The sequence below is a fragment of the Halobacillus sp. ABR2_026 genome, from assembly GCF_056158545.1.
Window position 1 is genome coordinate 2439495 of record NZ_JBSWTM010000001.1, and the last position, 24488, is coordinate 2463982.

At 43.3% G+C, this 24488-nt stretch carries 26 protein-coding genes; 3 read left to right on the top strand and 23 right to left on the bottom strand.

All coding sequences use genetic code 11. The features are described from left to right. Nucleotides 1–2: 2 nt before the first annotated feature. Both ACXADE_RS12710 and ACXADE_RS12715 read left to right on the top strand, forming a co-directional pair. Entirely contained in the window at nt 3–1910 is a 1908-nt protein-coding gene (locus ACXADE_RS12710) for a DUF294 nucleotidyltransferase-like domain-containing protein (protein ID WP_474980834.1), read from the top strand. Between the two features lie 2 nt (nt 1911–1912). Next, the gene (locus tag ACXADE_RS12715; RefSeq protein ID WP_474980835.1) at nt 1913–2650 is read left to right on the top strand and encodes a 3'-5' exonuclease; all 738 of its coding nucleotides are present in this window, start codon (nt 1913–1915) and stop codon (nt 2648–2650) included. Nucleotides 2651–2671: 21 nt separating this feature from the next. Here the strand turns inward: ACXADE_RS12715 and ACXADE_RS12720 are convergent, their stop codons facing one another. Then, nucleotides 2672–4021 carry an aspartate kinase gene (locus ACXADE_RS12720; protein ID WP_474980836.1) on the bottom strand — a complete coding sequence of 450 codons (1350 nt, stop codon included), beginning with the start codon at nt 4019–4021 and terminating at the stop codon, nt 2672–2674. A 206-nt stretch (nt 4022–4227) separates the two neighbouring features. Between ACXADE_RS12720 and ACXADE_RS12725 the strand changes: the two genes are divergently transcribed. After that, complete coding sequence (locus ACXADE_RS12725; protein WP_474980837.1) at nt 4228–4530, top strand: hypothetical protein; 303 nt, start codon at nt 4228–4230, stop codon at nt 4528–4530. Between the two features lie 26 nt (nt 4531–4556). Here the strand turns inward: ACXADE_RS12725 and spo0A are convergent, their stop codons facing one another. The 22 genes from spo0A to spoIIIAC all read right to left on the bottom strand — a co-directional run bounded on the left by spo0A (nt 4557) and on the right by spoIIIAC (nt 24462). Continuing rightward, nucleotides 4557–5336 carry a sporulation transcription factor Spo0A gene (spo0A, locus tag ACXADE_RS12730; RefSeq protein ID WP_474980838.1) on the bottom strand — a complete coding sequence of 260 codons (780 nt, stop codon included), beginning with the start codon at nt 5334–5336 and terminating at the stop codon, nt 4557–4559. Between the two features lie 272 nt (nt 5337–5608). Next, nucleotides 5609–6847 (bottom strand): SpoIVB peptidase, encoded by a 1239-nt coding sequence (gene spoIVB, locus ACXADE_RS12735; RefSeq protein ID WP_474980839.1) that lies wholly within the window; start codon nt 6845–6847, stop codon nt 5609–5611. A gap of 1024 nt (nt 6848–7871) precedes the next feature. Further along, nucleotides 7872–9593, bottom strand: coding sequence for a DNA repair protein RecN (gene recN / locus ACXADE_RS12740; protein WP_474980840.1), 1722 nt, complete (start codon nt 9591–9593; stop codon nt 7872–7874). A gap of 16 nt (nt 9594–9609) precedes the next feature. Continuing rightward, the gene (ahrC, locus tag ACXADE_RS12745; protein WP_035509781.1) at nt 9610–10059 is read right to left on the bottom strand and encodes a transcriptional regulator AhrC/ArgR; all 450 of its coding nucleotides are present in this window, start codon (nt 10057–10059) and stop codon (nt 9610–9612) included. Nucleotides 10060–10122: 63 nt separating this feature from the next. Further along, nucleotides 10123–10944: a TlyA family RNA methyltransferase gene (locus ACXADE_RS12750; RefSeq protein ID WP_474980841.1), complete on the bottom strand. Its 822-nt coding sequence runs from the start codon at nt 10942–10944 to the stop codon at nt 10123–10125. Between the two features lie 3 nt (nt 10945–10947). Further along, entirely contained in the window at nt 10948–12840 is a 1893-nt protein-coding gene (gene dxs / locus ACXADE_RS12755; RefSeq protein WP_474980842.1) for a 1-deoxy-D-xylulose-5-phosphate synthase, read from the bottom strand. An 18-nt stretch (nt 12841–12858) separates the two neighbouring features. Next, entirely contained in the window at nt 12859–13458 is a 600-nt protein-coding gene (locus ACXADE_RS12760) for a hypothetical protein (RefSeq protein ID WP_474980843.1), read from the bottom strand. A gap of 705 nt (nt 13459–14163) precedes the next feature. Next, nucleotides 14164–15042 carry a polyprenyl synthetase family protein gene (locus ACXADE_RS12765; protein ID WP_474980844.1) on the bottom strand — a complete coding sequence of 293 codons (879 nt, stop codon included), beginning with the start codon at nt 15040–15042 and terminating at the stop codon, nt 14164–14166. Nucleotides 15043–15045: 3 nt separating this feature from the next. Beyond that, complete coding sequence (locus ACXADE_RS12770; RefSeq protein WP_474980845.1) at nt 15046–15282, bottom strand: exodeoxyribonuclease VII small subunit; 237 nt, start codon at nt 15280–15282, stop codon at nt 15046–15048. Beyond that, nucleotides 15272–16624, bottom strand: a complete 1353-nt coding sequence (gene xseA, locus ACXADE_RS12775) for an exodeoxyribonuclease VII large subunit (RefSeq protein ID WP_474980846.1) — start codon at nt 16622–16624, stop codon at nt 15272–15274. The genes ACXADE_RS12770 and xseA overlap by 11 nt, the downstream gene beginning before the upstream one ends. A gap of 12 nt (nt 16625–16636) precedes the next feature. Beyond that, nucleotides 16637–17488 carry a bifunctional methylenetetrahydrofolate dehydrogenase/methenyltetrahydrofolate cyclohydrolase FolD gene (folD, locus tag ACXADE_RS12780; protein WP_474980847.1) on the bottom strand — a complete coding sequence of 284 codons (852 nt, stop codon included), beginning with the start codon at nt 17486–17488 and terminating at the stop codon, nt 16637–16639. A gap of 22 nt (nt 17489–17510) precedes the next feature. Then, nucleotides 17511–17888, bottom strand: a complete 378-nt coding sequence (nusB, locus tag ACXADE_RS12785; protein WP_474980848.1) for a transcription antitermination factor NusB — start codon at nt 17886–17888, stop codon at nt 17511–17513. Nucleotides 17889–18139: 251 nt separating this feature from the next. Beyond that, complete coding sequence (locus ACXADE_RS12790) at nt 18140–18544, bottom strand: Asp23/Gls24 family envelope stress response protein (protein ID WP_474980849.1); 405 nt, start codon at nt 18542–18544, stop codon at nt 18140–18142. 14 nt (nt 18545–18558) lie between these two features. Continuing rightward, a complete protein-coding gene (gene accC, locus ACXADE_RS12795) occupies nt 18559–19917 on the bottom strand; it encodes an acetyl-CoA carboxylase biotin carboxylase subunit (RefSeq protein ID WP_474980850.1) in 1359 nt (452 codons plus the stop codon). Between the two features lie 16 nt (nt 19918–19933). Beyond that, nucleotides 19934–20443: an acetyl-CoA carboxylase biotin carboxyl carrier protein gene (gene accB, locus ACXADE_RS12800; protein WP_474980851.1), complete on the bottom strand. Its 510-nt coding sequence runs from the start codon at nt 20441–20443 to the stop codon at nt 19934–19936. Nucleotides 20444–20549: 106 nt separating this feature from the next. After that, nucleotides 20550–20711 (bottom strand): hypothetical protein, encoded by a 162-nt coding sequence (locus tag ACXADE_RS12805; protein ID WP_474980852.1) that lies wholly within the window; start codon nt 20709–20711, stop codon nt 20550–20552. 165 nt (nt 20712–20876) lie between these two features. Then, complete coding sequence (locus ACXADE_RS12810) at nt 20877–21425, bottom strand: SpoIIIAH-like family protein (RefSeq protein WP_474982227.1); 549 nt, start codon at nt 21423–21425, stop codon at nt 20877–20879. Nucleotides 21426–21440: 15 nt separating this feature from the next. Continuing rightward, the gene (gene spoIIIAG, locus ACXADE_RS12815; RefSeq protein WP_474980853.1) at nt 21441–22070 is read right to left on the bottom strand and encodes a stage III sporulation protein AG; all 630 of its coding nucleotides are present in this window, start codon (nt 22068–22070) and stop codon (nt 21441–21443) included. Further along, the gene (gene spoIIIAF / locus ACXADE_RS12820) at nt 22063–22665 is read right to left on the bottom strand and encodes a stage III sporulation protein AF (protein ID WP_474980854.1); all 603 of its coding nucleotides are present in this window, start codon (nt 22663–22665) and stop codon (nt 22063–22065) included. The genes spoIIIAG and spoIIIAF overlap by 8 nt, the downstream gene beginning before the upstream one ends. A 10-nt stretch (nt 22666–22675) precedes the next feature. Beyond that, nucleotides 22676–23842 carry a stage III sporulation protein AE gene (gene spoIIIAE / locus ACXADE_RS12825; protein WP_474980855.1) on the bottom strand — a complete coding sequence of 389 codons (1167 nt, stop codon included), beginning with the start codon at nt 23840–23842 and terminating at the stop codon, nt 22676–22678. A gap of 17 nt (nt 23843–23859) precedes the next feature. After that, nucleotides 23860–24252 (bottom strand): stage III sporulation protein AD, encoded by a 393-nt coding sequence (gene spoIIIAD / locus ACXADE_RS12830; protein ID WP_474980856.1) that lies wholly within the window; start codon nt 24250–24252, stop codon nt 23860–23862. A gap of 3 nt (nt 24253–24255) precedes the next feature. Beyond that, nucleotides 24256–24462, bottom strand: a complete 207-nt coding sequence (gene spoIIIAC / locus ACXADE_RS12835) for a stage III sporulation protein AC (RefSeq protein WP_008637060.1) — start codon at nt 24460–24462, stop codon at nt 24256–24258. Nucleotides 24463–24488: the final 26 nt, after the last annotated feature.

Below are 24488 nucleotides of genomic sequence, written 5' to 3' on the forward strand. Positions count from 1 at the left end.
CTGTGACAGAATTTGAAATGTTTAGAAAGCAGTACCCTTTTGATTTGCTTTCTGATGAGGAATTCGAAGAGATCTTTGGAAACGCGGTCGTCAAAGAGTTCTCTAAGAATGAATTCATCATCCATGAAGATCAGGAAGACGATACCATCGATATTCATTTCATGGTATCTGGACTCGCAAAAAATATCATGCACCGTTCGAACGGCAGACAACTTTCCGTCAGGTTTTATTATCCCGGTGACTTGGTAGGGGTGATGATACTTCTTACAAGCGGAGAAATGAGGTTTTCCGTTCAGGCGCTTGAGCCTATCAAAACCATTTGCTTTGAACGCGAACCTTTCTTAAAAGTGATGTCTAACAATACACACTTTTCAAAAGTAGTTATGGATGGCATCAGCCATTTAATGAAGAGTTTATATGACGAAGTAAAATATAAAAGTTCTACGACAGACGAACAGGACGATCGAGAATTGTATAAAAAGAGGGCAGATGCTTATATGGAGCCCCCTACATTTATTCACCCAGAAGCATCCATTGAAAAAGCAGCCCGTATGTTACAGCAACAGAAGATCGAGGCTTTAATTGTCAGTGACGACCAACAGTCCATGCAAGGCATGATCGGCTATGGCGAGATTTTAAAGGCTTATTTTGAGAACGATCACAAAAACCCAGTCAAAGCTTATATGTCTGAAGAAGCTTATGAAATCAATGAACAAGAATTCATCTACGACGCCTTGAGTTACTTGAAGCACCACCCTACGGAAATCATACCTGTCCTCCACAAGGACAAGGTAGTGGGTATTCTAAGGCAATCGTCCTTTTTTACAATTAAGAATTCCGTTTATTTCGACCTAACGTATAAAATATCCAATGCTACCACTATTGATGAAATCAAGCCACTTTCCCCGATTCATAATGAACGTTTTCAGAAATTCGTGGCAAGTTTAATTAAAGATCATATGTTTGCCTATGATATCGCGGAACTTATGACGAACTACAATGACCGCATCCATAAGCAAGTCGTACAAATCGCTGAAGATGAAATGATTCGGGAAGGTCATGGAGCACCTCCGATCAACTATTGTTTCCTTGTTATGGGTAGCGAAGGTCGAAAAGAGCAGGCGTTCTCCACCGATCAGGACAATGCGATTATCTTAGCCGACCATGACAATAGTAAACACAAAGCAAAAATTGACGAATATTTTGAGGTCTTCACAACCAAAATCAATGATATGTTGAATGCCTGCGGTTTTCCATACTGTACAGGTGGCATTATGGCAAAAGAACCGAAATGGCGACAGCAGATGAGTGCCTGGCATGCGAGTATCGACCAGTGGATCAACAAGATGGATGCCGAAGAAATCCGTGATTTCACCATTTTCATGGACTTCCGTCCCATCACCGGTGACTATTCCCTTGCCTATGATTTAAAAAAATATGTAACGAAACGTGTCCAAAAGTCATTAAACCTGCACCAATTACTGATGAAGGACACCCTCCGTTTCCGTGTTCCTGTTCAACCATTCGGTAGAATTTCAGGAATTGGGAAAAAACGGACATTGAATTTAAAAAAATCTGCCATTATGCAGATTGTTAATGCTATCCGCATCTACAGTATGAAATACGGAATAGAAGAGATCAACACGATCAACAGATTGGAAGCCTTGGCTGAACAGGAGCGTTTTCACCCAAGGGATGTAGAGAATGCCAAGACCGCTCTTCACCGCCTGATGTTGTTTCGACTGAAAGCGAACTTGCAGCAGTTGGATGAGAATGATCCATTGAGCAATGATTTAAAACTGGGTCCATTAAAGAAGGACGAGCGTCGCTCCCTTCGAGAATCCCTCATTATAGCCAAACGACTTCAACAGGTATTGGAATTGAGTTACAACCGAAATCGGGTGGTATGATGATGCCTGTCGACTTACAGATCATTAAGTATCTGCTATTCGAAAAACCTATGTATTATTTTAAAATTAAGCCTTTTTTAAAATGGCATCAGTATGAGGTATTGCAAAATCAACTGACACAATTTCATCGTAATGAGGACCTGAAACATCAACCATTGGAAGACTTGGATTATACAATTTTCGATTTGGAAACGACGGGGTTCTTACCAGAAATCGGGCATGAAATTATATCGATTGGTGCGATCCGCCTGCACGGATTGCATGCGTGCCATATGGAAAAATTCCATCAGGTGATTCGCCCCATCCGACCCGTTAATAAACAAACCCTCAGATTGACTGGCCTTTCCAAGGACCGTTTAAAAAATGCAAGTCCATTCATAGAGGGCTTTCAAAATTTCATGGACTTTAGTGAAGGATCGGTCATAGTGGCTCACCCGGCCAAATTTGATATGCGATTCTTAAGGACGATGCTGAAAAGATGGAAGCTCCCTGACTACAAACCGCACGTCATTGATTCACAGCTCATGGCCCAGTGGCTCTTACCAAACGTCAAACATCAGCTTGATCCATTATTGAAATATGTCGGTATCGAAAAAAGAGATCGGCACCATGCATTGAATGATGCCATCATGACCGCGGAATTATTTCGTTATCTCCTCTCTCATACAATCACAAATGATATCCAAACGTTGGAACAACTCCATAAAGTCTTGGCTGAACAACAAAAAACGAAGCAGTGAACCACTGCTTCGTTTTACAATTCATTCAAAGAACGTATGATAAAGGGATCGGACAGCCTTACCTAAACCAGCTGACTTAACACCGAACATCATCGAAACTTCTGATGACCCCTGGTTAATCATCTCAATATTTACCCCCGCTTCGCGGAAAGCAGCTGCTGCGCGACTTGCAATTCCAATCGTCTGGTTCATTCCTTCCCCTACAATCATAATCATAGCCATTTCCCGCTCAATCAGAACGGTATCCACTTCTAACTCTTCTTTTATCCGCCCTACAACTGTTTGTTCTTTCTCAGGCGGCAGCTGGTGTTCCCGGATAACCACTGACATGTCATCGATTCCAGAAGGGGCATGCTCGAAAGAAACTTCTTCATCTTCCAAAATCTGAAGCAACCTACGCCCAAAACCGATCTCTCTGTTCATTAAGTATTTACTCACATATAGGTTTAAGAACCCATCATCACTCGCTATCCCAACGACATGACTTTCTCTCTCAGGGAGATCAGCTACAATCATAGTTCCCTCGGCAGACGGATTGTTCGTGTTTTTGATGCATACGGGAATTTTCTCCTTGAACGCAGGAATGAGAGCTTCATCATGAAATACAGAAAACCCTGCATAAGACAACTCCCGCATTTCGCGGTAAGTCAAAGAGGTCAATTGTTTAGGGTTATCGACATACAAAGGATTCACACAGTAAACCGAATCGACATCTGTGAAATTCTCATATAATTCCGCTTTTAAACCTGCCGCGACAATTGACCCTGTGATATCAGAACCTCCCCGTGAAAACGTCACCAGTTCACCTTCCGGAGTGAACCCGAAAAACCCGGGGATAACCAGCACTTCATTTCTATGCCTAAGGCTGTATAACTGTTCAAAACTTTCTTCCAATACTAAAGCTCCACCAGGTTGATCACGAACAAGAATACCTGCCTCTTTTGGATTAACATAGGAAGCCTGAAACCCTGAATCCTGTAAAAACGCGCTTACAATATGGGCGGATCCATCTTCTCCACAAGCTTTCAATGCATCAAGCGCATGTTCTGCCTCTTCCTCCACCATCCGGACAGCTCTATCTATTTTTTCTTTCACTTGTTCTGTAACACGTATAGAGAGACCTAGCTCGTCAGTCATGGATTGAAAACGATCAATGATCTTTTCATAAATACTATGATCTTTCTGCCCCATTTGTATAGAAGTTCCAAGAGCAATCAAAAGGTCTGTTACTTTCTCATCACCCTTATGGCGTTTACCTGGGGCGGAGACGATGATAACTCGTCTCCCCTCATCTGTTTCAATAATATTCTTTACTTTTTCGATCTGGCCGGCGTCCGCTAAAGAACTGCCCCCGAATTTTACAACTTTCATGAATACAACACCCCATTAAAGAACGAAAGTAATTAATAATTAAGAATTGTATCACAAAGAGGGGGGGCAATTGAACAAATTTTATAAAAAAAACAAATCCTATATAAAATTCGACGTGGTTATGGGAATTTTTACAAAAATTCTAAAAATTTGTTACATCCCTGGTCATTTTCCGATATGATGGAAGATAGAGGAAGGGTGGTTCTATGGTATTAAGAAGGGATGGATTTGGAGGAATAAGATATTATCCCGAAAACAGCGAATTATCCATTGTTTGCACTTATAAAGATCAAGCCCATACCTATGTTATCATCCAATACTTAGACCTTCCTTTCAGTTACAGGCAGATCAACAGGGACGGACTGCTTTTTATTGAAGAAGAGATCTATGATTTTTTATGCCATGAAATTGAGGATATCGATGCAGGGATATATGAGGATGAGAAGCTAGCCAGGAATATCAAAAAGTTGATGTCTAAAACAAATAAAAAGCACGAAAGGGAAGAGTGACTGATCCCTTTTCGTGCTTTTTTTTGTTAACTGGCTTTATGTTCCAGTCGTAAACGGTCTGCCACCATGGCAATAAATTCACTGTTTGTCGGCTTCGCCTTTGTATTGGAAATGGTGTACCCGAAAAGTGATGAAATTGCATCGATGTTCCCACGATTCCAGGCGACTTCAATGGCGTGGCGAATCGCACGTTCCACCCGGGATGCGGTCGTATTATATTTGGTTGCGATATCCGGATAAAGGACCTTTGTAATGGAACCTAACAGCTCCAAGTCACGATAGACCATGGTTATGGCTTCTCTTAAGTACTGATAACCTTTGATGTGAGCAGGAACCCCTACTTCATGGATGATGTGTGTAATGCTTGTATCAAGGTCCGGCTTCTTCGATTTAGAAGATGTGTAACTGTTCCCTAGAGCCCGATTAATCGGATCGCCTGCATGTTTGATCTGCCTGACCTGCTCACCCAGGTGATCGAGGTCGAACGGTTTCATCATGAAATATGCCGCGCCAAGTTCGACAGCTTTTTTCGTCACTTCTTCCTGACCGAATGCTGTGAGCATAATCACTTCCGGATGCTTGTCCATATCTTTCAATTTATTCAAAACAGCAAGTCCATCCAGGTGAGGCATGATAATATCCAGAATCAAAACATCCGGCTGCTTCTCCTCAACCATTTGAAGACAATCTTTTCCGTTATAAGACGTACCGACAACATTAATATCAGAAGCATCATCGAAATATTCCTCAAGCAGCTTTACAAGCTCGCGATTATCATCAGCCAAACACACTCGAATCTTTTCCATTTATTTTCCTCCTTACAAAATGGTCCTTCTTTTTTCCGTAATACACATATTCGACAGCAAGGAATTTAACCCTCTTTTATTATAACAAAAAAATTTCAATATTTGAGATTATCTTTTAAATGCTTTAAAATACTCTTAAATTCGTACACATTCGACAATTACAACATTACTTTGTCGAATTTTGTCGAATGTGTATAGTCTTTTCTTGTGAATTGAGTGGAGGATGATGGAAAAGCAACTAAAAAGAAAAAGAGCCTGTCTATCAGGCTCTTCTAACTTGCTTTTTGATTCTTGGCTTGATCCTCATATAATTCAATACCGGCTTCTTGCAGCATCCACTCAATATGCACGCCGTAACCACTTGTCGGGTCATTAACGAACACATGAGTAACCGCACCAATGATTTTCCCATTTTGAATGATCGGACTTCCACTCATTCCCTGTACGATGCCTCCTGTTTTATCGAGGAGCTCAGGGTCAGTAATCTTCACAATCATCCCTTTTGTAACTGCCGATTTTTTCGGCATGTTACTGACGATTTCCACATCAAAGGTCTGCATCTCCTCACCGTCCAATACCGTCATGATTTGAGCAGGTCCCTCTTCTACCTCTTCAGCAAATCCTACTGGGACACCCTCAGGGTACGAATCATTTTCCATATCCCCGTCTAACTCACCGAATATGCCAAATGGTGTGTTCTTTGTGATCGTACCTAACCGGTCATCACGGAGCGAGAACTTGGCCTTCTTCTCACCTGGTATCCCCTGGCTTCCTTTTTCAATAGAGGTAACATGGGATCGAACAATCGTACCTTCATGAATTTCAATCGGTTTCTTCGTATCCATATCCGAAATGACATGGCCAAGTGCACCATACTTCTTCGTTTCAGGATCAAAGAACGTCATCGTTCCAATCCCTGCTGCAGAATCTCGAATATAAAGACCGATTTGAAATTCGTTCTCCTGTTCGTTAAATGCAGGAGTCAGAGTGGTGGAAAGAGTTTCCTTCCCTCGTTTAATTTTAAGGTCTATCGACTCATTTTCTTCGCCAGCTTCCTTTACGATGGAAGAGAGTTCTTCCATGCTGTTGAGTTCCTGGCCGTTGCCTTCGAGGAGGATATCACCTACCAGCACATTAGCTTCTTCGCCAGGAGATTTCTTTGTCTCTTTCTCTCCATTGACGATATGGTGACCTACAACCAGTACTCCTTTAGTATGCAGTTCAACCCCGACGGATTGACCTCCTGGGATCAATCGTATGTCACGCATTTGAGTTACATCCGTTTTCTTGAGCGGTACTCCGGCGAACTCATAAAAGACTTGATGATCATCCGTAGATGAAAAGGCAGTTAACGCTTCAGCATCATCGTTTCCTGTTGCTTGTGACGCACTGATTTTCACTTCTGTCGGAATGGACAGATAATCATGAAAAGGGGCTAATAATGGTAATATGAGCATGAACAGCAGGAGAACGGAACCGCATATATATTTCAATCTCTGTTGATCTTTCACGGGTTCACACTCCTTATCACTCCAGTACCAACTAAATGGCTTACTTATAATGTGGTCTTCCACAACCATTTTTAAACGAGCATAATCACAGTAATTATAGTACCGTTTCCCTTGGGTAGAAACATTCTCCAACGTATATGTAAAGATTGGATAACTGACCATAACTGACATCTTACAAATGAACAAAGTTCTTCAATCTTCAACAAGACGCAAGTCGTACATTTTTTCTTACTATATACCGACAAACCATCACTTCGGGATGAGTTAGAGAAGTAAATACGTCTGAACCCCTTTTTGGATAGGCTCTGTTGGATTATTACTTCGAAACTGAGCCTTTCGCTAAATGGCAGGATTGTTGAAGACTTGATTTCGAAACTTCTGTGTGGTGGATAGGGCTGCGGGGAATGACACGCTTTCCGCGGGAGCGCGGTGAGCCTCCTCGGACTACGTCCTGCGGGGTCTCACCAAGCACTCTCTTCCCGCAGGAGTCTCGCCATTCCCCTCCGCCCTTTGCCATATAAGTGTCTCGAAATCACTTTCAGAAGTAGGCGCTCACTATACGAATGGAGAGCTGTATTACTTATCTCCATCGTATGGAAGGAGCTCATAACCGCTTGTTATAGAGCACTTTCTTACTATAGGTAGTAATAGTGGAAGCTGCTCCTTCTTGTAGGGATTCGTTTCTCGCATGATCGAATGGGGTGGTTGGGAAGCTGCGAGACTCCCGTGGGAGAAAGGAGATCGGCGAGATCCCGCAGGGCGGTAGCCCGAGGAAGCTCGCCACTCCCCCACAGGAAAGCGAGTGGCTTCCCAGCCACCCCTGACGCTCAACCAGGCAATGAATCCCTGGAAAATCTCGAAATAAAGTCTTCAAGAAAAGAGAGCTTTAGATGAATAAGCCAAATATAAATTTGAAGTTCCTTTTTTGCAGTAATTGCAACACTAAACTTTAACAGAGCCTTTTGATAAGTAAAACTAAAAAACGTATGGAGCTTTGCTCCATACGTTTATCTTTTGTCATTTTTCAATTCTTATGTTTGTCTGCCATGAGAAGTAGTTCACGCGCATGCTCAACTGTTGTTTCTGTAAGTTCAGCACCGGTAATCATCCTGGATATTTCATCTGCTTTCTCATCATAGGAGAGTTCTTTGGCCGCCGTATGTGTGCGGTCATTATCCACTCTTTTTTCGATTCTAACATGGGTATCTGCCATGGCAGCGACTTGAGGAAGGTGTGATATACAAAGGACTTGAGACCCTTCAGATATGCCGTATATTTTTTCAGCTATTGCCTGAGCTACACGACCGCTGACACCCGTATCCACCTCATCAAAAATGACGCTCGTTACTCCTTGATGTCGTGAGAATATCCGCTTCAAGGCAAGCATGATCCTGGACATTTCCCCTCCTGAAGCCACTTTATGTAATTCTTTTAACGGCTCGCCTGGATTGGTGGTGATCAGGAATTTGACAAGGTCTATACCATTCGGGAGCAATTGCACAGGCTGACCGTCAAGCTCAGGATCTCCCCGGCGGCCTTCTTTCAAATAAATATCTACATCAAATGATGCTTTCTCTAAATATAAGTCCCTTAATTCTTCATGGATATATTCTGATAAAGTAGCTGCAGCATTCGATCTTATGTCATGAATGGCTTTCGCTTCAACTACAGCATCCTGCCCGAGCTCATCTATTTCATTCTCCATCTTGCTAAGGTGGGAATCTTTGTTCTTAATTTCATCAATTTCTTCTTCTATTTTTGAAGCATATTGAAGCATATCGTCTACGGTCGCTCCATATTTTTTCTTCAATCGATTCAATTCATTCAAGCGTGATTCAATCTGGTTCAATCGCTCTGGATCAAATTCGAGTTCTGCCATTTGATTACTCAACTTAAAGGTCAATTCTTCTATGATGTAATAGGAGTTCGACATCTCTTCTGAAAGTTGGGAGAGAGTATCATCCATATCTGATGTACTTTCAAGAGAGGTCATAGCATGGCTAAGCCAATCCAAACCTTTTTGTTCCCCGTATAGGGAATAATACGCATCATGAATACCTTGATATATCTTTTCGTAATTCATAAGCTTTTTACGTTCTTCAGATAGTTCCTCGTCTTCTAACGGCTGCATTTCTGCTTCCTGCAGTTCACGCAGCTGAAATTCAAGCAAATCGAGACGTTGTGCCATCTCCTGCTCATTTTCGCTCAACTCTTTATAACGCTTTTTCAATGCGCGATACTTTTCATACACTCGATGATATTCTTCCAACGAAGTTTTCATATCATGACCAGAAAAAATATCCAAGAGTTCAATATGACGATCCGGATCCATCAAGGATTGGGTTTCATGCTGACTATGGATATCAATCAAGGAATGGCCAAACTCTTTCATGATCGCAAGAGTAACCAACTTCCCATTTACTCGACAGATACTTTTACCCTGATGAGTGATGGTCCGTTGTAAAACCACCATCCCATCCTCACCGATTTCCACGCCAAACTCTTCTCCAACATTGTGAATCGGATGGTTCGGACTTACCGTAAACAATCCTTCAATTTCGGCTTTTTTTGTTCCATGACGCACAAACTCAACGGACCCTCGCCCACCAGAAAGCAGTTGAATGGCATCGATGATGATTGACTTCCCCGCACCCGTTTCTCCTGTAAGCACGGTAAGGCCTTCTTTGAACGTAATTGAAATTCGATCAATGATTGCAAAATCACGAATAGACAATTCTGTTAGCATGAAACTTCCACCTCAGTTATAACATATTGAGCAGTTGCTCACTTATCGTTTCTGTTTGCTCTTCACTGCGGCAGATGATCAAACATGTATCATCCCCACAAATCGTGCCCATGATTTCATCCCATTCCAAGTTGTCCACGAGGGCACCTACAGCATTCGCGTTCCCCGGCAAAGTTTTTAAGATGATAAAGTGACCTGCTCGATCAATGCTGACAAACGCATCCATCATCAATCTTTTTAGTTTTTCAAAAGGATTAAAGCGCTGATCCGCAGGGAGACTGTATTTGTATCGACCATCCATCATTGGAACTTTCACCAAGTGAAGCTCTTTGATGTCTCTTGAAACAGTTGCTTGAGTAACATTATAACCCATACCCTTTAATCGATCGACCAACTCATCCTGGGTTTCAATATCGTCATTCGTAATCAATTCTCTGATTTTGATATGACGCTGTCCTTTATTCATGACCATCCTCCGTTTCCAGTCCTTCCATAAGAAAAGGGCTTTTCATAAGCCCTTTTACGTTCATTATGCGTTTTTACGGTGTGCCTCATGCGCTTCTTCAACGACTGCATCGATGTCGATGATCTTAGACACTTTAGCCTGTTCTTCTTCCAAACGCAGATGGACAAGGAATTCAATATTCCCATCCCCGCCTGTGATTGGAGAAAATGTAAGTCCATGTACAGAATAGCCGTGTTGGGTTGCAAAATCAAGGATATTTTCAATCACCTGTCTATGTATGGACGGGTCTTTAACGATCCCTTTCTTTCCAACCTGCTCTCGACCAGCTTCGAACTGAGGCTTAATCAGAGCGACTACATCTCCTTCACGATCTAAAAGAGTAGCCAGGACGGGAAGAATAATACGAAGAGAGATGAAGGAAACATCAATGGAGGCAAACTGTGGTTGCCCTTCCTTCAAATCATCTATCGTAACATACCTGAAATTCGTCCTTTCCATAACGATGACCTGCTCATGGTTACGTAAGCGCCAGTCCAGTTGATTATACCCCACATCAATGGCATAACTTGTTTTCACGCCATTCTGCAGGCCACAGTCCGTAAACCCGCCTGTAGAAGAGCCGATATCAATCATCACTTTATCTTTTACGCTAAGATCAAAAACCTTCAGGGCTTTTTCTAATTTCAGGCCGCCTCTGCTGACGTATGGAATCGCTTTTCCTTTGACGACAAGATCAGCATCTTCCTCAACCTTCTGACCAGGCTTGTCCAGACGCACCTGATTATGAAAGACAAGCCCTGCCATTATGGTTCTTTTTGCTTTTTCACGGGTTTCAACATACCCTTTTTCAACTAATAATACGTCTAGTCTTATTTTTCTTCCCATAAGTTAAGCCCTTTGCTGTTTATTCGGTATCATCTGTTTTATTTGTTCAACCATATTTTCTGTTGTCAAGCCGATTTCTTCCCAAAGTTTAGGTACACTTCCGTGTTCAATGAATCGATCCGGTACACCCATTCTTTTCACCCATTGGGATGTATACTCATGTTCTTCAGCAAATTCCAACACACTTGAGCCGAAACCACCTTGAAGAACACCCTCTTCGACTGTAAGAATCCGAAGTTCTGCTTTCATAATGTCATGAAGCATAGCATCATCAAGAGGTTTAATAAACCGTGCATTCACGACTTTTACCGAACGTCCTTCTTTTTCCATCCTTTCGCTGGTTTCTAGCGCCATATCGATCGTGGTCCCAAATGTAAGGATGACAGCATCGGTACCTTCTTTAAGAACTTCCCAGCTGCCGATCGGCAGGATTTGTGGTTCTGCATCCATCGAGACTCCTTTAGCATTACCTCTAGGATAACGGATGGCAAATGGACCATCTTCATAATGGGTAGCCGTATGGACAAGGTGCTGAGCCTCATTTTCATCTTTTGGCATAGAGATAATAAAGTTTGGCACAGAACGAAGGAATGCAATATCAAAGACTCCCTGGTGTGTTTCGCCGTCCGCTCCAACTAAACCAGCCCGGTCAATGCCGAAAATAACATTCAATTTTTGTCTTGCTACATCATGAACCACTTGATCGTATCCTCTTTGCATAAAGGTTGAGTAAATCGCCAGGAACGGCTTCATTCCCTGGGTTGCGAGACCTGCTGACATTGTGGTGGCATGCTGCTCAGCAATTCCCACATCAAAGAGACGATCCGGAAACTCCTCACCGAACTTCTCCAATTTGGATCCTAAGATCATGGCCGGAGTGACTGCTACAATGCGGTCATCCTTTCTCGCTTCCTTACGCATCGCATCACTAATAACCGAGCTCCATGCAGGCGGAGCATCCACAGGTTTAATTTTTTCGCCGGACTCGATTTTATAAGGACCTACCCCGTGCCATTTGTCTTTTACATCCGTTTCTGCAGGGTGATAGCCTTTTCCTTTTTGAGTCATCACGTGTACGATTACAGGTCCGTCTGTTTTCTTGGCATAATTTAAGTTTTCCAATAGATCATTAAAATCATGTCCGTCTACAGGGCCGTAGTAAGTAAACCCAAGCTCTTCAAAAAACATCCCCGGGACTACAAAGTATTTCATGCTATCCTTCAATCGTTCAGCTGCTTGCGCGATTTTCCCTCCGACCGCAGGGATTTTCTTCAGGACCCATTCCAGGTCATCTTTAACTCGATGGTACTTGCCAGCGCTTCTCATTCGTCCGAGTGCTCCATGCAGAGCTCCTACGTTTTTGGCGATGGACATTTCATTGTCATTCAGGATAACGGTTACATTCTTTTTCTCATGTCCAATATGGTTCAAAGCTTCCAAGGCCATCCCGCCTGTGAGCGCACCATCACCAATGATGGGAAGTATGGAATGATTCTCGTTTTTTAAGTCCCTGGCGATTGCCATACCCATGGCAGCTGATAAGGAAGTGGAGCTGTGCCCCGTCTCCCATACATCATGTTCACTTTCATCACGCTTCGGAAAACCGCAAAGGCCCTTATATTGACGGAGCGTATTGAATTGACCTGCGCGTCCGCTCAGTATTTTGTGAATGTAAGACTGATGACCTACATCCCATATTAAACGGTCAACCGGGCTTTTATACACTTTATGAAGGGCTAAGGTAAGTTCAACCACCCCAAGATTGGCCCCCAGGTGCCCCCCGGTTGTAGCTAGGTTTTCAATGAGAAATTGCCTCATTTCTTCCGCTAACTGCTCTAGCTGTTTCGTATTCATTTCCTTCAAAATTGAAGGGTCTTTAATTTTACACAGATCCATTGAAGGACCCCCTTGTATTTATCTTGATTTTTTAGTGGGCGATGGAGCACTTGTTACTATTCTTACTTTCAGACGTTTTTCTAACCAAGCAATGACCTTTGCCGCGAAGAAAATGATATCCGTTGATCGATTGATGGCGAAAAACTTCCCAAGCGCTTTACCACCTACGGTAAGTGCGGCTACGACACTTGTTAAGATCACAGAGATCACAATTTGTACTGTAGATCCTTCACTATAGCCGAACGTATTAGCCAATTGGATGACTACAACAGCTGACGCCGTACCACTAACTATACCAGATATATCCCCTATTACGTCATTACAGAAACTAGCGAATCGATCTGCGTTTCTGACTATAGCGATCGCTTCTTTCGCTCCGTTCACCTTTTCTGAAGCCATCGCATGAAAAGGTTGTTCCTGAGCAGCTGTGGCAGCAATACCAAGCATATCGAAGATCACGCCCGTAAAGACGATAATCAATACAATGACGAGGCCGATGATCCATATCACTCCGCTTAAGACGGAATTAGATATAACTGAAAAAATAGCCGCTAACACGAATGTGATAACGGCGATACTCAAACTGAATTTCAAAGATTTTTTTAATTTGTTATCCATATATACCCTCTATATCACTTAATTGACGTGTCCTATGTAAGGAAAGGAATGGTCATGGTTCAAGTAAAAATTGCGGCTTAGGTCTAGTAGGTTTTCCCAACCGAGTACCGAATGTCACCATTCTGGCGGTTCCCCTTTAAACTCGGCTCAGCTCCGTCTCCGGAAGCTGGACTAGATTGCCACTTAGTCCGCACTATAATTCTTGAATCATGTCCTGGGAACAGTCTAGGGGATTTCCCCGACAGCCTTTGGCCGTTCCTTAGCCTCTTTTGCAGTTCTGATTTCATATAGTTTCCGCTACAACACCTCAGTGGCCATCTGAAGCTGCTTGAAGCTCACTGACTATAATCCCCTCAAGAACCACTCAAGGCAGGCTACGCTGCGCATATAGATTTCACTCCATATGCTGCAGGTTCATACCCCATTTCATAACAGCATCTGGCTCAGATGCCATTACAATAATGGGCCTCCGCGGAAGCAGGGTCAACGCCCACATGCCTTTGTGGATCGCCCTGCGACCTTAACTCCCAGCATCGACCCAAGGCTGGGCGCCTCAAGCCAACACAAGGAACTTCATCGATGTGCCCTTCGGCGGATTTTTAGGCCCGCCTTCAGGAACGGAGGGCCGACTAGAATACTGCACCATTCCTTTTGTAATCATAATATATCACATTTTGTCAGCTGGCTCAATCGAAATCATTAGCTTCAATGATCACGGGAACTAAGGTAGTGAATGAGCTGGGATAGGGTTGTTCCTTCCACTCCTGCATTTTTTAATGCGAGCTGGGCGACTTCCACGTACTTATTCCTTTGAGCGATCGCACCATCCAAACCTAAGAGTTTAGGATAGGTACTCTTAAGATTTCCTTCATCACTGCCTGCAGGCTTGCCAATGACTTCTGAATCACCGGTCACATCCAGAATATCATCCTGGATTTGAAAAACCAGCCCCAGAGCTTCTGCCATTGTCGTCATTTCTTCAAGCGCCTTGTCTGCGGCTCCGCCGAGATAGGCACCAGCTAAAATGGAATACCGGAGAAGTTGGCCGGTTTTATTCTTATGAATATTCTCTAAAGTATCTAAGGAAATTTGTGAATTTTCGCTAAGCATATCCTGCATCTGGCCTTCGACCATTCCTCTTGCTCCGCTGGCCCGGGTCAATTCCCTTACCAGGTATACACGTTCAGCATTAGTTAATAGAGGATCTTCCGTTATAATTTGGGAGCTGAGAGTCAACAATGCATCTCCTGCCAAAATAGCCGTTGCTTCATCAAATTGCTTGTGATTGGTGGGCATTCCTCTTCGAAGATCATCGTTATCCATAGCCGGTAAATCATCGTGGATAAGAGAGTATGTGTGAACCATCTCGAGAGCAGCAGCGACGTTGATCACCTTTTCCTCAGAAACGCTAAAAGCCTGAGCGGTAGCTAGGAGAAGAATTGGACGTAACCTTTTTCCTCCCGCATGAATCGAGTACAGCATAGAGTCCCGGAGCCGTCCTTGTAGAGTGTAGTCTCGGACAAGCATTTCCAATTGTTGATTGACGCGATCTCTTTTTTCACTTAAATAATCAGTTAAGTGCACGGGCTACTCTTCCTCCTGAACAGAGAAAGGTTCGAGCTCTCCGTGCTCGTTCATAATCTGCTGCATTTGATTTTCCACACTCCCCAGTTTTTCACTGCAGAGTTTAGAAAGTTTCATGCCTTCCTGATAATACTGGATGGCTTTCTCCAAGGGAACCTCCCCTGTTTCTAATTTCTCAACAATCTCTTCCAACTGCTTCATTGCTTCTTCAAAGCTTACAGTTTCCTGCTTATCTGTCATGTTCATCCTCCTTTACATCCATCACCCGGCAATCGACAACGCCGTCCTTCATTTTTAAAGAAAGGGATTGATCCTTCGCAATATGAGACGTACTTTTAATAACATTTCCGTCTGAATCAAACGGGACGGCAAAGCCTCGCTTCATAATTTCTAAAGGGTTGACTAAAGTCAGTTTATCTACGTTCATGTAAAAACGTTCTTTTTTCTGCTGAAGAAGGGCTTCAAACCTTTTTTGCAATTGGGTCGTTTCGCGCTCTAAAGAATCTGACCCCTCTTTAATCTTTAAGCCTGGTCCTTGTTGACGGAGACGCTGGGTAAGATTTCTCCAGTACACATGGTTGTTCTTATGATGATGTTTCATCTGGATGGCCATACGTTCGAGCATTCTGTCCAAATCCTGCTCCTTTTGCTTCATCAATTGTTCTGGAAACTTGAAGGCGTAAGACTTTTTCAGACGCTGCAATTGCTGTTCACCTTCTGTTTTTTTCACTTCCATACCCCTGCGAAGACGGTGCTTAACACTCTTCACCTGCTCCTGCAGTTCAGTAATGGATGGGACTGCAAGTTCAGCTGCACCCGTGGGTGTCGCAGCCCTGATATCCGCTACAAAATCACTGATGGTCGTATCCGTTTCGTGCCCTACCGCAGAAATGACCGGTATGACAGAGGCCGCAACTGCCCGTGCAACCTCTTCTTCATTAAACCCCCACAAATCTTCTATGGAACCACCGCCACGACCTACAATCAGCACGTCGAAATCCATATGTTCATTTGCGTACTGGATAGCGTTGACTACAGAAGACGCTGCCCGCTCCCCCTGGACGAGAACGGGCAGAACAGTGACAGGAACAATCGGATAGCGTCTTTTTATCGTAGTCAAAATATCTCTTACGGCAGCTCCTGTCGGGGATGTAATAACTCCAATATGCTTAGGGTATGTAGGGAGAGGCTTTTTACGGTCCGGCGAAAATAAGCCTTCTTTTTCTAGTTTTTCCTTCAATTGCTCAAAAGCATAGTACAGGGCGCCGATTCCATCCGGCTGCATTTCTTTGATGTACAGCTGGTATTGACCCATCGGTTCGTAAACGTTCACTTCACCTTTGATGAGGACGTTCATCCCGTTTTCAGGCTGAAATTTAAGAGCACGGTTACTACCCGCGAACATTACAGCCTGGATCCTAGCCTGGTCGTCTTTTAACGAAAGGTACATATGACCCCGGCTGTGATGTTTAAAGTTAGAAATTTCGCCTCTCAACCATACGGTTTTTAAATGAGGGTCTCCGGAAATTCTCCGCTTGATATACTTCGTCAATGCGGTAACCGTTAAATACTGGTCCTGCATACCAAACCCTCCTTACTGTTGATGAATTCGTTTGGCTGCTTTGATGGTATTGTGAAGGAGCATAGTAATGGTCATAGGACCGACTCCTTTAGGTACGGGAGTAATATGGGAAGCTACTTCTTTGGCCGATTCAAAATCCACATCTCCTGTCAATTTACCATCGACACGGTTAACCCCGACATCAATAACTACAGCACCTTCTCTAATGTCTTCGCCGGAAATTAACGCTGGTTTACCTGCAGCAACGATAAGAATATCTGCCTGCTTCGTATGTTCTTGGAGATTTTTCGTACGCGAATGGCAGTGTGTAACCGTGGCATTCTCATTAAGAAGCAGTTGTCCGACAGGCTTTCCGACCAGATTGCTGCGGCCGATAATCACGACATGCTTTCCTTCCAGGGTGATGTCTGCTCTTTGGAGCATAACCAAGATTCCATAAGGAGTACACGGGAAAAAGGTATCCTGACCGGTCATCATCTTCCCTACGTTCGCTGGATGGAAGCCATCGACATCTTTTTCAGGGTGAATCGCTTCTATAATTTTTTGATCAGAAATATGGTCCGGGACAGGTAATTGAACAAGGATCCCATGGACAGTTACATCCTGGTTCAGTTTATCAATCAACTCCAAAAGATCATGCTCAGAAGTTTCTACTGGTAATTCAATCAGTTCAGAATCCATTCCGATTTTTTCAGAAGCCCGTTGCTTTCCCTTCACGTAAGACATTGAAGCAGGGTCTTCCCCCAGAATAACGACGACCAATTTCGGCCGGATATTCTTGGCATGGAGCTCACCAACTTCTTCTTTCATTTCTTGACGAAGATCTTCAGCCAGTTGTTTTCCATAGATTACTTCTGCTGCCATTTCCCGTTTCCCCCTTCATTGTTTAAACCATTTTGGATAATACGCCGTTTACAAACTTGCCGGATTCTTCTTCACCGAAAATCTTCGCAAGTTCTACAGCCTCATTAATAGCCACCTGTGAAGGCACATCTTCTTTGTACTTGATTTCATAAGCCGCCATACGTAATACAGTTCTTTCCACTTTTGCCAGACGTGGAAGCGTCCAGTTGTCAAGATTATTAGAGATCCATTGATCCAATTCTTCATGATGTTCTATCACACCATGGACTAAGTCATATAAAAACTCGTCCACTTCCTCACCTTCGATTACATGAGTAATCGCCTCATCAGTATCGATCTCACTCGTAATCGTTTGAAAAAGCGCCTGAAAAGCTTTTTCACGTGCTGTACGTCGTTTCATCTTCATTCTCCTTTAAGGTAATATCCGTTAGAATAATAACATTTTAGCTTGATAAAAGCCATTGTAATCAAGTGACTGCAAAATTTTGTGAACCTTCAAGAAGAAACACCCTTGAGATTTCCCCAGCACTTCTCGACCAAGCTTTATTGAAGGCCTCCGTCTTTTTCAAACAAAAATCTAATTTAAAAGCACATAAGCAGAGCCTGAAAAATAAAAAAACAGAAAGGGAGAAGCTCCCTTTCTGATAACTCTTACAATTCTTCTGCTTCTACTTCTTCCTCTTTCCCTGTTTCCATTTGAACACCGACGATATGAACGTTGATTTCATTTATCTCCAGTGCTGTCATGTTTTTAAGCGCCTGCCTTGTATTGTACTGGATTTTCTGCGCTGTATCAGGGATCGAAATTCCATAATCCACTACAACATAAGCATCAATCAATATGCCATTTTCTGTGAGCTCTACCTTTACGCCTTTTCCGTGGTTTTTCTTTCCTAAGCGCTCAGCGACACCAGAGGCAAAGTTACCCCTCATCGCAGCTACGCCAGCCACTTCAGAAACAGCGATTCCAGCGATCACTTCGATAACTTCAGGAGCAATCTCGATGTTACCTAATGTCGATCCATCTGTCACATTCAACAATTGCTTATCACTCACAATGACCACTCCTTTTATGATTCATCCTTCATTATAGTATATTTCTCTAAGAACTTCGTGTTAAAGTCCCCACCGACAAAGACTTCATGTTCCATCATCCGTTGATGGAACGGGATGGTTGTATGGACCCCTTCAATCACAAATTCGTCAAGTGCGCGCTTCATACGACGGATGGCTTCATCTCTATCCCGACCGTAAGTAATCAGTTTTGCAACCATAGAGTCGTAATAAGGGGGAATCATATAACCCGGGTAGGCTGCAGAATCCACCCGCACACCAAGACCACCTGGAGCAAGATACATATCGATCTTCCCGGCAGACGGCATGAAGTTTTTGTGAGGATTTTCGGCATTAATCCGGCATTCGATGGCCCAGCCTTCAAACGTGATCTCTTCTTGTTTGAAAGAAAGCTTTTCGTCATTTGCAATATAAAGCATTTCTTTAATCAAATCGACTCCGGTCACCATTTCTGTGACAGGGTGTTCTACCTGGATTCGTGTGTTCATTTCCATAAAGTAGAAAGATTCATCTTCCTTGTCATAAATGAACTCCACTGTTCCTGCTCCAGAATAGTTGACGGCAAGAGCTGCTTTTACAGCTGCGTCTCCCATTTTCGCACGCATGGCTTCAGAAATAGCGGGGGATGGCGTTTCTTCAATCAATTTTTGAAGGCGGCGTTGAATGGTGCAATCTCGCTCTCCAAGATGGACAGCATTGCCATGATTATCTGCCAGCACTTGAATTTCAACGTGGCGGAAATCCTCAATGAATTTCTCAATGTAGACACCAGGATTTCCGAATGCTGTTTCTGCCTCCTGTTGAGTCATGCGGATTCCTTTTTTCAAATCCTCTTCATTGCGGGCTACGCGGATCCCTTTCCCGCCACCCCCGGCCGTTGCCTTGATGATGACTGGGTAGCCGATTTCTTCAGCCACTTTCAGCCCTTCTTCTTCACCGTTGATAATGCCGGAGGATCCTGGAACGACTGGCACGCCCGCTTCACGCATCGTCTCACGCGCAACATCCTTGGTCCCCATCTTCTGGATTGCATAAGAGGACGGACCAATAAAGGTAATATTACATTCTTCACACATCTCTGCGAACTCTGCATTTTCAGAAAGGAAGCCGTATCCTGGGTGGATGGCATCGGTTTCTGTAAGTGTCGCTACACTCATGATGTTTGTATAATTTAAGTAGCTGTCTTTACTGAGTGTCGGCCCCACACAATAAGCCTCATCAGCCATTTGGACGTGCAATGCTTCCTTATCGGCTTCGGAGTACACAGCAACCGTTTCTATCCCCAACTCTTTACAAGCACGGATGACACGGACTGCGATTTCTCCTCTGTTTGCTATCAGAACTTTTTTAATCAACGTCTCAAACCCCCGATTACTTAGACTTCACACGGAACAACGGCTGACCATATTCCACTAATTCACCGTCTTTAACGAGAATCTCAACAACTTCTCCTGAAACTTCCGCTTCAATCTCATTAAATAATTTCATTGCTTCAACGATACAAACGACTGAATCTTCCTTGACAGAATCTCCAACTTTCACATAAACATCCTCTTCAGGTGAAGGAGATGCATAGAAAGTACCGACCATCGGTGATTTCACCTCTGCATCGTAGTCTGCGCTACTATCTTGTGCTTGTGGAGCTTCGCTTGCTGCTTCTTTCTTTGCCTCTTGTTCTGGTGCTTTTTCCACAGCCTCTGCTTTCGGCTCCGGCTTCGCTTGTGCTTGTGCAGGTTGCTGGACTTGAACAGGCTCCGTTACGACCTGTCCGCTTTGTTTCTTCATTTGGACTTTTGTTCCATTTGCTTCATAAGAAAATTCATCGATATTGGATTGATCAATCAATTTAATGATTTCTCTGATTTCTTGTACCTTTAGCATTTGTGGCACCCCTCTTATGTAAAGTTACTTTTTATAAACTGGTACTAATACCTCTTCATATTCTATTATACATCACCACCTCCCTGCAACTCGGCGCAAGAACAACTCAGATCAATATTCCGACAACTATTACATAATCCCCCCTTCCTTCCATATATACTCCCATATTCCAGAGTACTGATTTAGATAAATAAATGACTCCCCTACCCTCCTGAAAATCAGGGGCATAGGGGGCTTCTTCTCTTCCCCCTACATAAAATTCTTCCATTATCCTTTATTTGGTGAAGTTTATGACTTTCTTCATACTGAAAAACTTCCTCTACCAGTACATTTTCAGACACCTTTATTCGCTGCCAAGGAGACCAAATATTAGTAAATAAACAAAACAAAAGCCCCACTCTTAAAGGTAAAGAGCGAGACTTTTGTTTTGTTTTCAACTTGCTGGCTGGAATTGTACTTGGACTTCTTTTTGGCCGAATTCATCAGAAACCATTTGAATGATATGGTTGGTTTCTGCTTTGGATAGTTCTCCTGCTTTAACCGTGACGTGAACAACTTCGTCTTCGGCTCTTACTAGGACATCATCATAAGAAGCGCTTGCGCGGATTGTATTTTCTATAATGGATTCTTTAGATTGATTGGCTTTGATCGTTTCCATTTTTTCTAGTGCTTCATTTTTTTCTTCTGTAGTGAAGTCACTGGAAGCGACAATCTCGGATAATTGCTCCTGCATTTGATCGCGCTGGTTCTGCATATCCAAGCGGATGGCGGAGAATAGTTCATCCGTTGAGATTTGTGAGATGACAGTACCATCGCCTGTCGTCTCCACCCCGTCTTCTCCCTTGGCACCTTCTGTAATCTCTGCCCATTCATCTTCCTGAATGAATGCCATTTCCCCATTATCAGGAGATGTCATGTAATACACACTTAGAACAATTAAGAGACTCAACATTGTCAACAGCCAAACCGTTTGTTTTTTCACCAAAGTAACCCCTCCTTATTGTTTAGGCAAAACAGAAATCCTGTGTGTCGGTACATCCAAAACTCTAGAGACAGCCTCCACCACCCAAGCTTTCACCTGCATTTGATCGACCCCCTCAGCTGTTACGAAAACCCCGCTCACATCCGGTTTGGACGTTTGGGTAAGCAGCGGAACTTCGCGATCACCTTGGCGGACTAATACTAACTGCTGTTCTCTAGAATGATCTTCAATTTCTCGTTCCCCTCCGTTCTTATCATTTTCCTTAGTGGTTTGTTTAGCGACGATCAAATTTTTATCGTACACTTTTTTATGTGTCGATGTGAGATTGATCATTATGTCTACAGCGCTTACTCCTTGAATATTTTCAAGTAGAGGTTTGAGCTGCTTCTCATATTCCGTTTCCAACTGGGAAATTGAATCCGTCATTTCGGGTGCTTGTGCAGCTGCCCCTTCCCCATTGGAAGGTGTCTGTCCGGTACTTTCACCCATTCCTTGTGCCGGTGGATCATTGGGTTGAAACCAATTACTGGTCAATATGATCAAGACGCCGATAATGCCGAGCGCGATCAAATACTTTGTTTTATTCAGCTTCCGTCCCTCTTTGTTTGTGAGAGGTTCGGTCAGCTTGTTCCACCATTTATTCATCCTCATCCTCCCAGCGGATAATGATTTGGTCTTTGTTCAAGTCAAGATAGTCAGCAATCCAATTCATCAATTCCGGGTCTTGTTTCGCCTCATCGGACTCCTCTTGGCCCATGATTGAGATTTCTACATTTTCAACCGCATCCGTTTGTTCTTCACGAGAAAGTGTGAGGGTCAACTTGTCCAGCGTCTCCAAGCTATAAGGCTGCTGATGGAAGCTCAGATCAAGGTCTACGAGAACTAGCTGATGGTCTTCCAGCAAGGGTTTTTCCATTTCGGCAGCCAGTGCCGTGGTAACTTGTTCTAATTTATATGCATCTTGTCCTTCGAGTATTTCATTTTTCTTGGATTCTACATTTTCATCAAAAATTTCAGCATCCATTTGCTGCTGCATCGTTTGATCTGCCTTCTGAACTAAACGGTCTGGGTCTACATTCAGAATCTCCAGAAGAGGCCCTAGAAAGATTAGGAGAAGCAGAATTGACATGACGAGCCTGGCATATTTTTTCATGACCCCTGAAGGAAGAAGGGCATCTGCCATCATGGCCAATAAAAGGAAAAGAACGATCTTCGTTATCCATTCAATGAAATATTCCACACCCACCACCCTATCTGACCATCATTGTAATGTTACTTGCCGCCACCATAATCACGATGACGAGGAAAAACATCATAGAAACCATAAGAAGAGCAGCAAAGATATAAAAGATATGGCGACTGACTACATCCATCGCCTGTATAATCGGGCCATCCCCAAGCGGCTGCAGAAGGGCAGCTGCAATTTTATAGATGATAGCAATAGCCAGGACCTTGATCGCAGGAAAAATGGCTATTCCAAGTAATATAACAACACCCGCGATGCCTAATGTGTTTTTCAAGACGAGCGATGCACCGAGAATGGTGTCTGTGGCGTCGGTGAACAATCTGCCCACAACCGGGACAAAGTTCCCAGTGACGAAACGGGCGGTTTTCATGGTAATTCCGTCCTGCACGGCCGTAACCGTCCCCTGAACTGAAATGACACCAAGAAATATAGTTAAAAACACACCCATAACAGCCATTCCAGTCTTTCTCAAAAGTTCAGCCAATTGATCGACTTTATACGTTTCATTCAAACTGCCTACGATGAGTAACAGAGCAGATGATGCGAACAATGGAATGAGCAGGTATTTGACGAGTAAACCGCTCGATTGGACGAGTGCAATAATAATCGGATGAAAGAAGGAGATGGACATCAAATGACTGAAAGAAGCCATAATCCCAAGAAGCAGTGGGATCAGTCCAATCATAAAACTGCTCATCCGCTCAATAGCATCGAGTGTGTAATCAATCACTTGTCTAAAACTTTCGAGTGCTAATGTTAGCAGCACCAGATACACGACCATATAAGCAATCTTACTGACAACAGAGTTTTCAAATGCCGATTGAACGGAATGAAGCAGAGTACTGAATAATGTCAAAAACAGTAACGATGCGAGCAGTTTTCCGTTGAGAAGCAATTCGTGGAAAAAGAATTCAAGTATACCTGAGAACCAGTCTGAAGACTCCACAGAGCTTTCATTTTGAATAAATTCACGAAAATTATTCGTCTGATAGGAGGGAAGGTACTCCCCATATTGCTGGTTTAACTCATTCCAATTCCCTTCCAATTCTTCTAAAGACACATGATCAAGCAATGACGCTCCCGAATCTGGCGGATCTGGTGAGGCTGCTACGGTCTGCGGAGCAGTCAAGAACACGATCAAGAGCAGGCAACAGAACAATAACCGTCTCATAGCAACCTCCCTTTTCCTTAAGCCCCTGGGATGAAATTCAGAATTGTCTCAATCACAGCTGTAACAATCGGTATAGCCAGCATGAGGATAAACAATTTGCCTGCAAGCTCAACTTTTGAAGCAAGGGAATTAAGTCCTGCATCCCGGATCAGTTGCGCACCGAATTCCGCAATATAAGCAATACCGATGATCTTGAGGATGGTTTTAAAATATACCGGCTCCACCTGGGCCTTTTCTGCCATGTAAGAGAGGAGTGTAAAAATGTGTCTCACTTGGTCAAGAATCGCCAGAAATAAGATGATAACCGTAAATAAAAGGAGAAGAAAAGCGACCGATGATTTATGTTCTTTCAAAAGTAAAATCAATAACGCCGCAACTAATCCTAAAGAAACGATTTGAATGATATCCATAAGCTACCCTTGGTAAAGGAAGACTGACTTGATTTGCTGGAAAAGATCCGCAAGTCTGTGGAGTACAATAAACAGAACAATGATGAAGCCTGTCAGCGTTACGGCCTGTGCTATTTCTTCTTTTCCCATTTGTTTAAGAATGCTATGGATCATCGCGACTATGATGCCTACACCAGCTATTTGGAATAATATCGTTGCATCCTGAAGCACAATGCCTCTTCCCCCTTTTTGTCCGT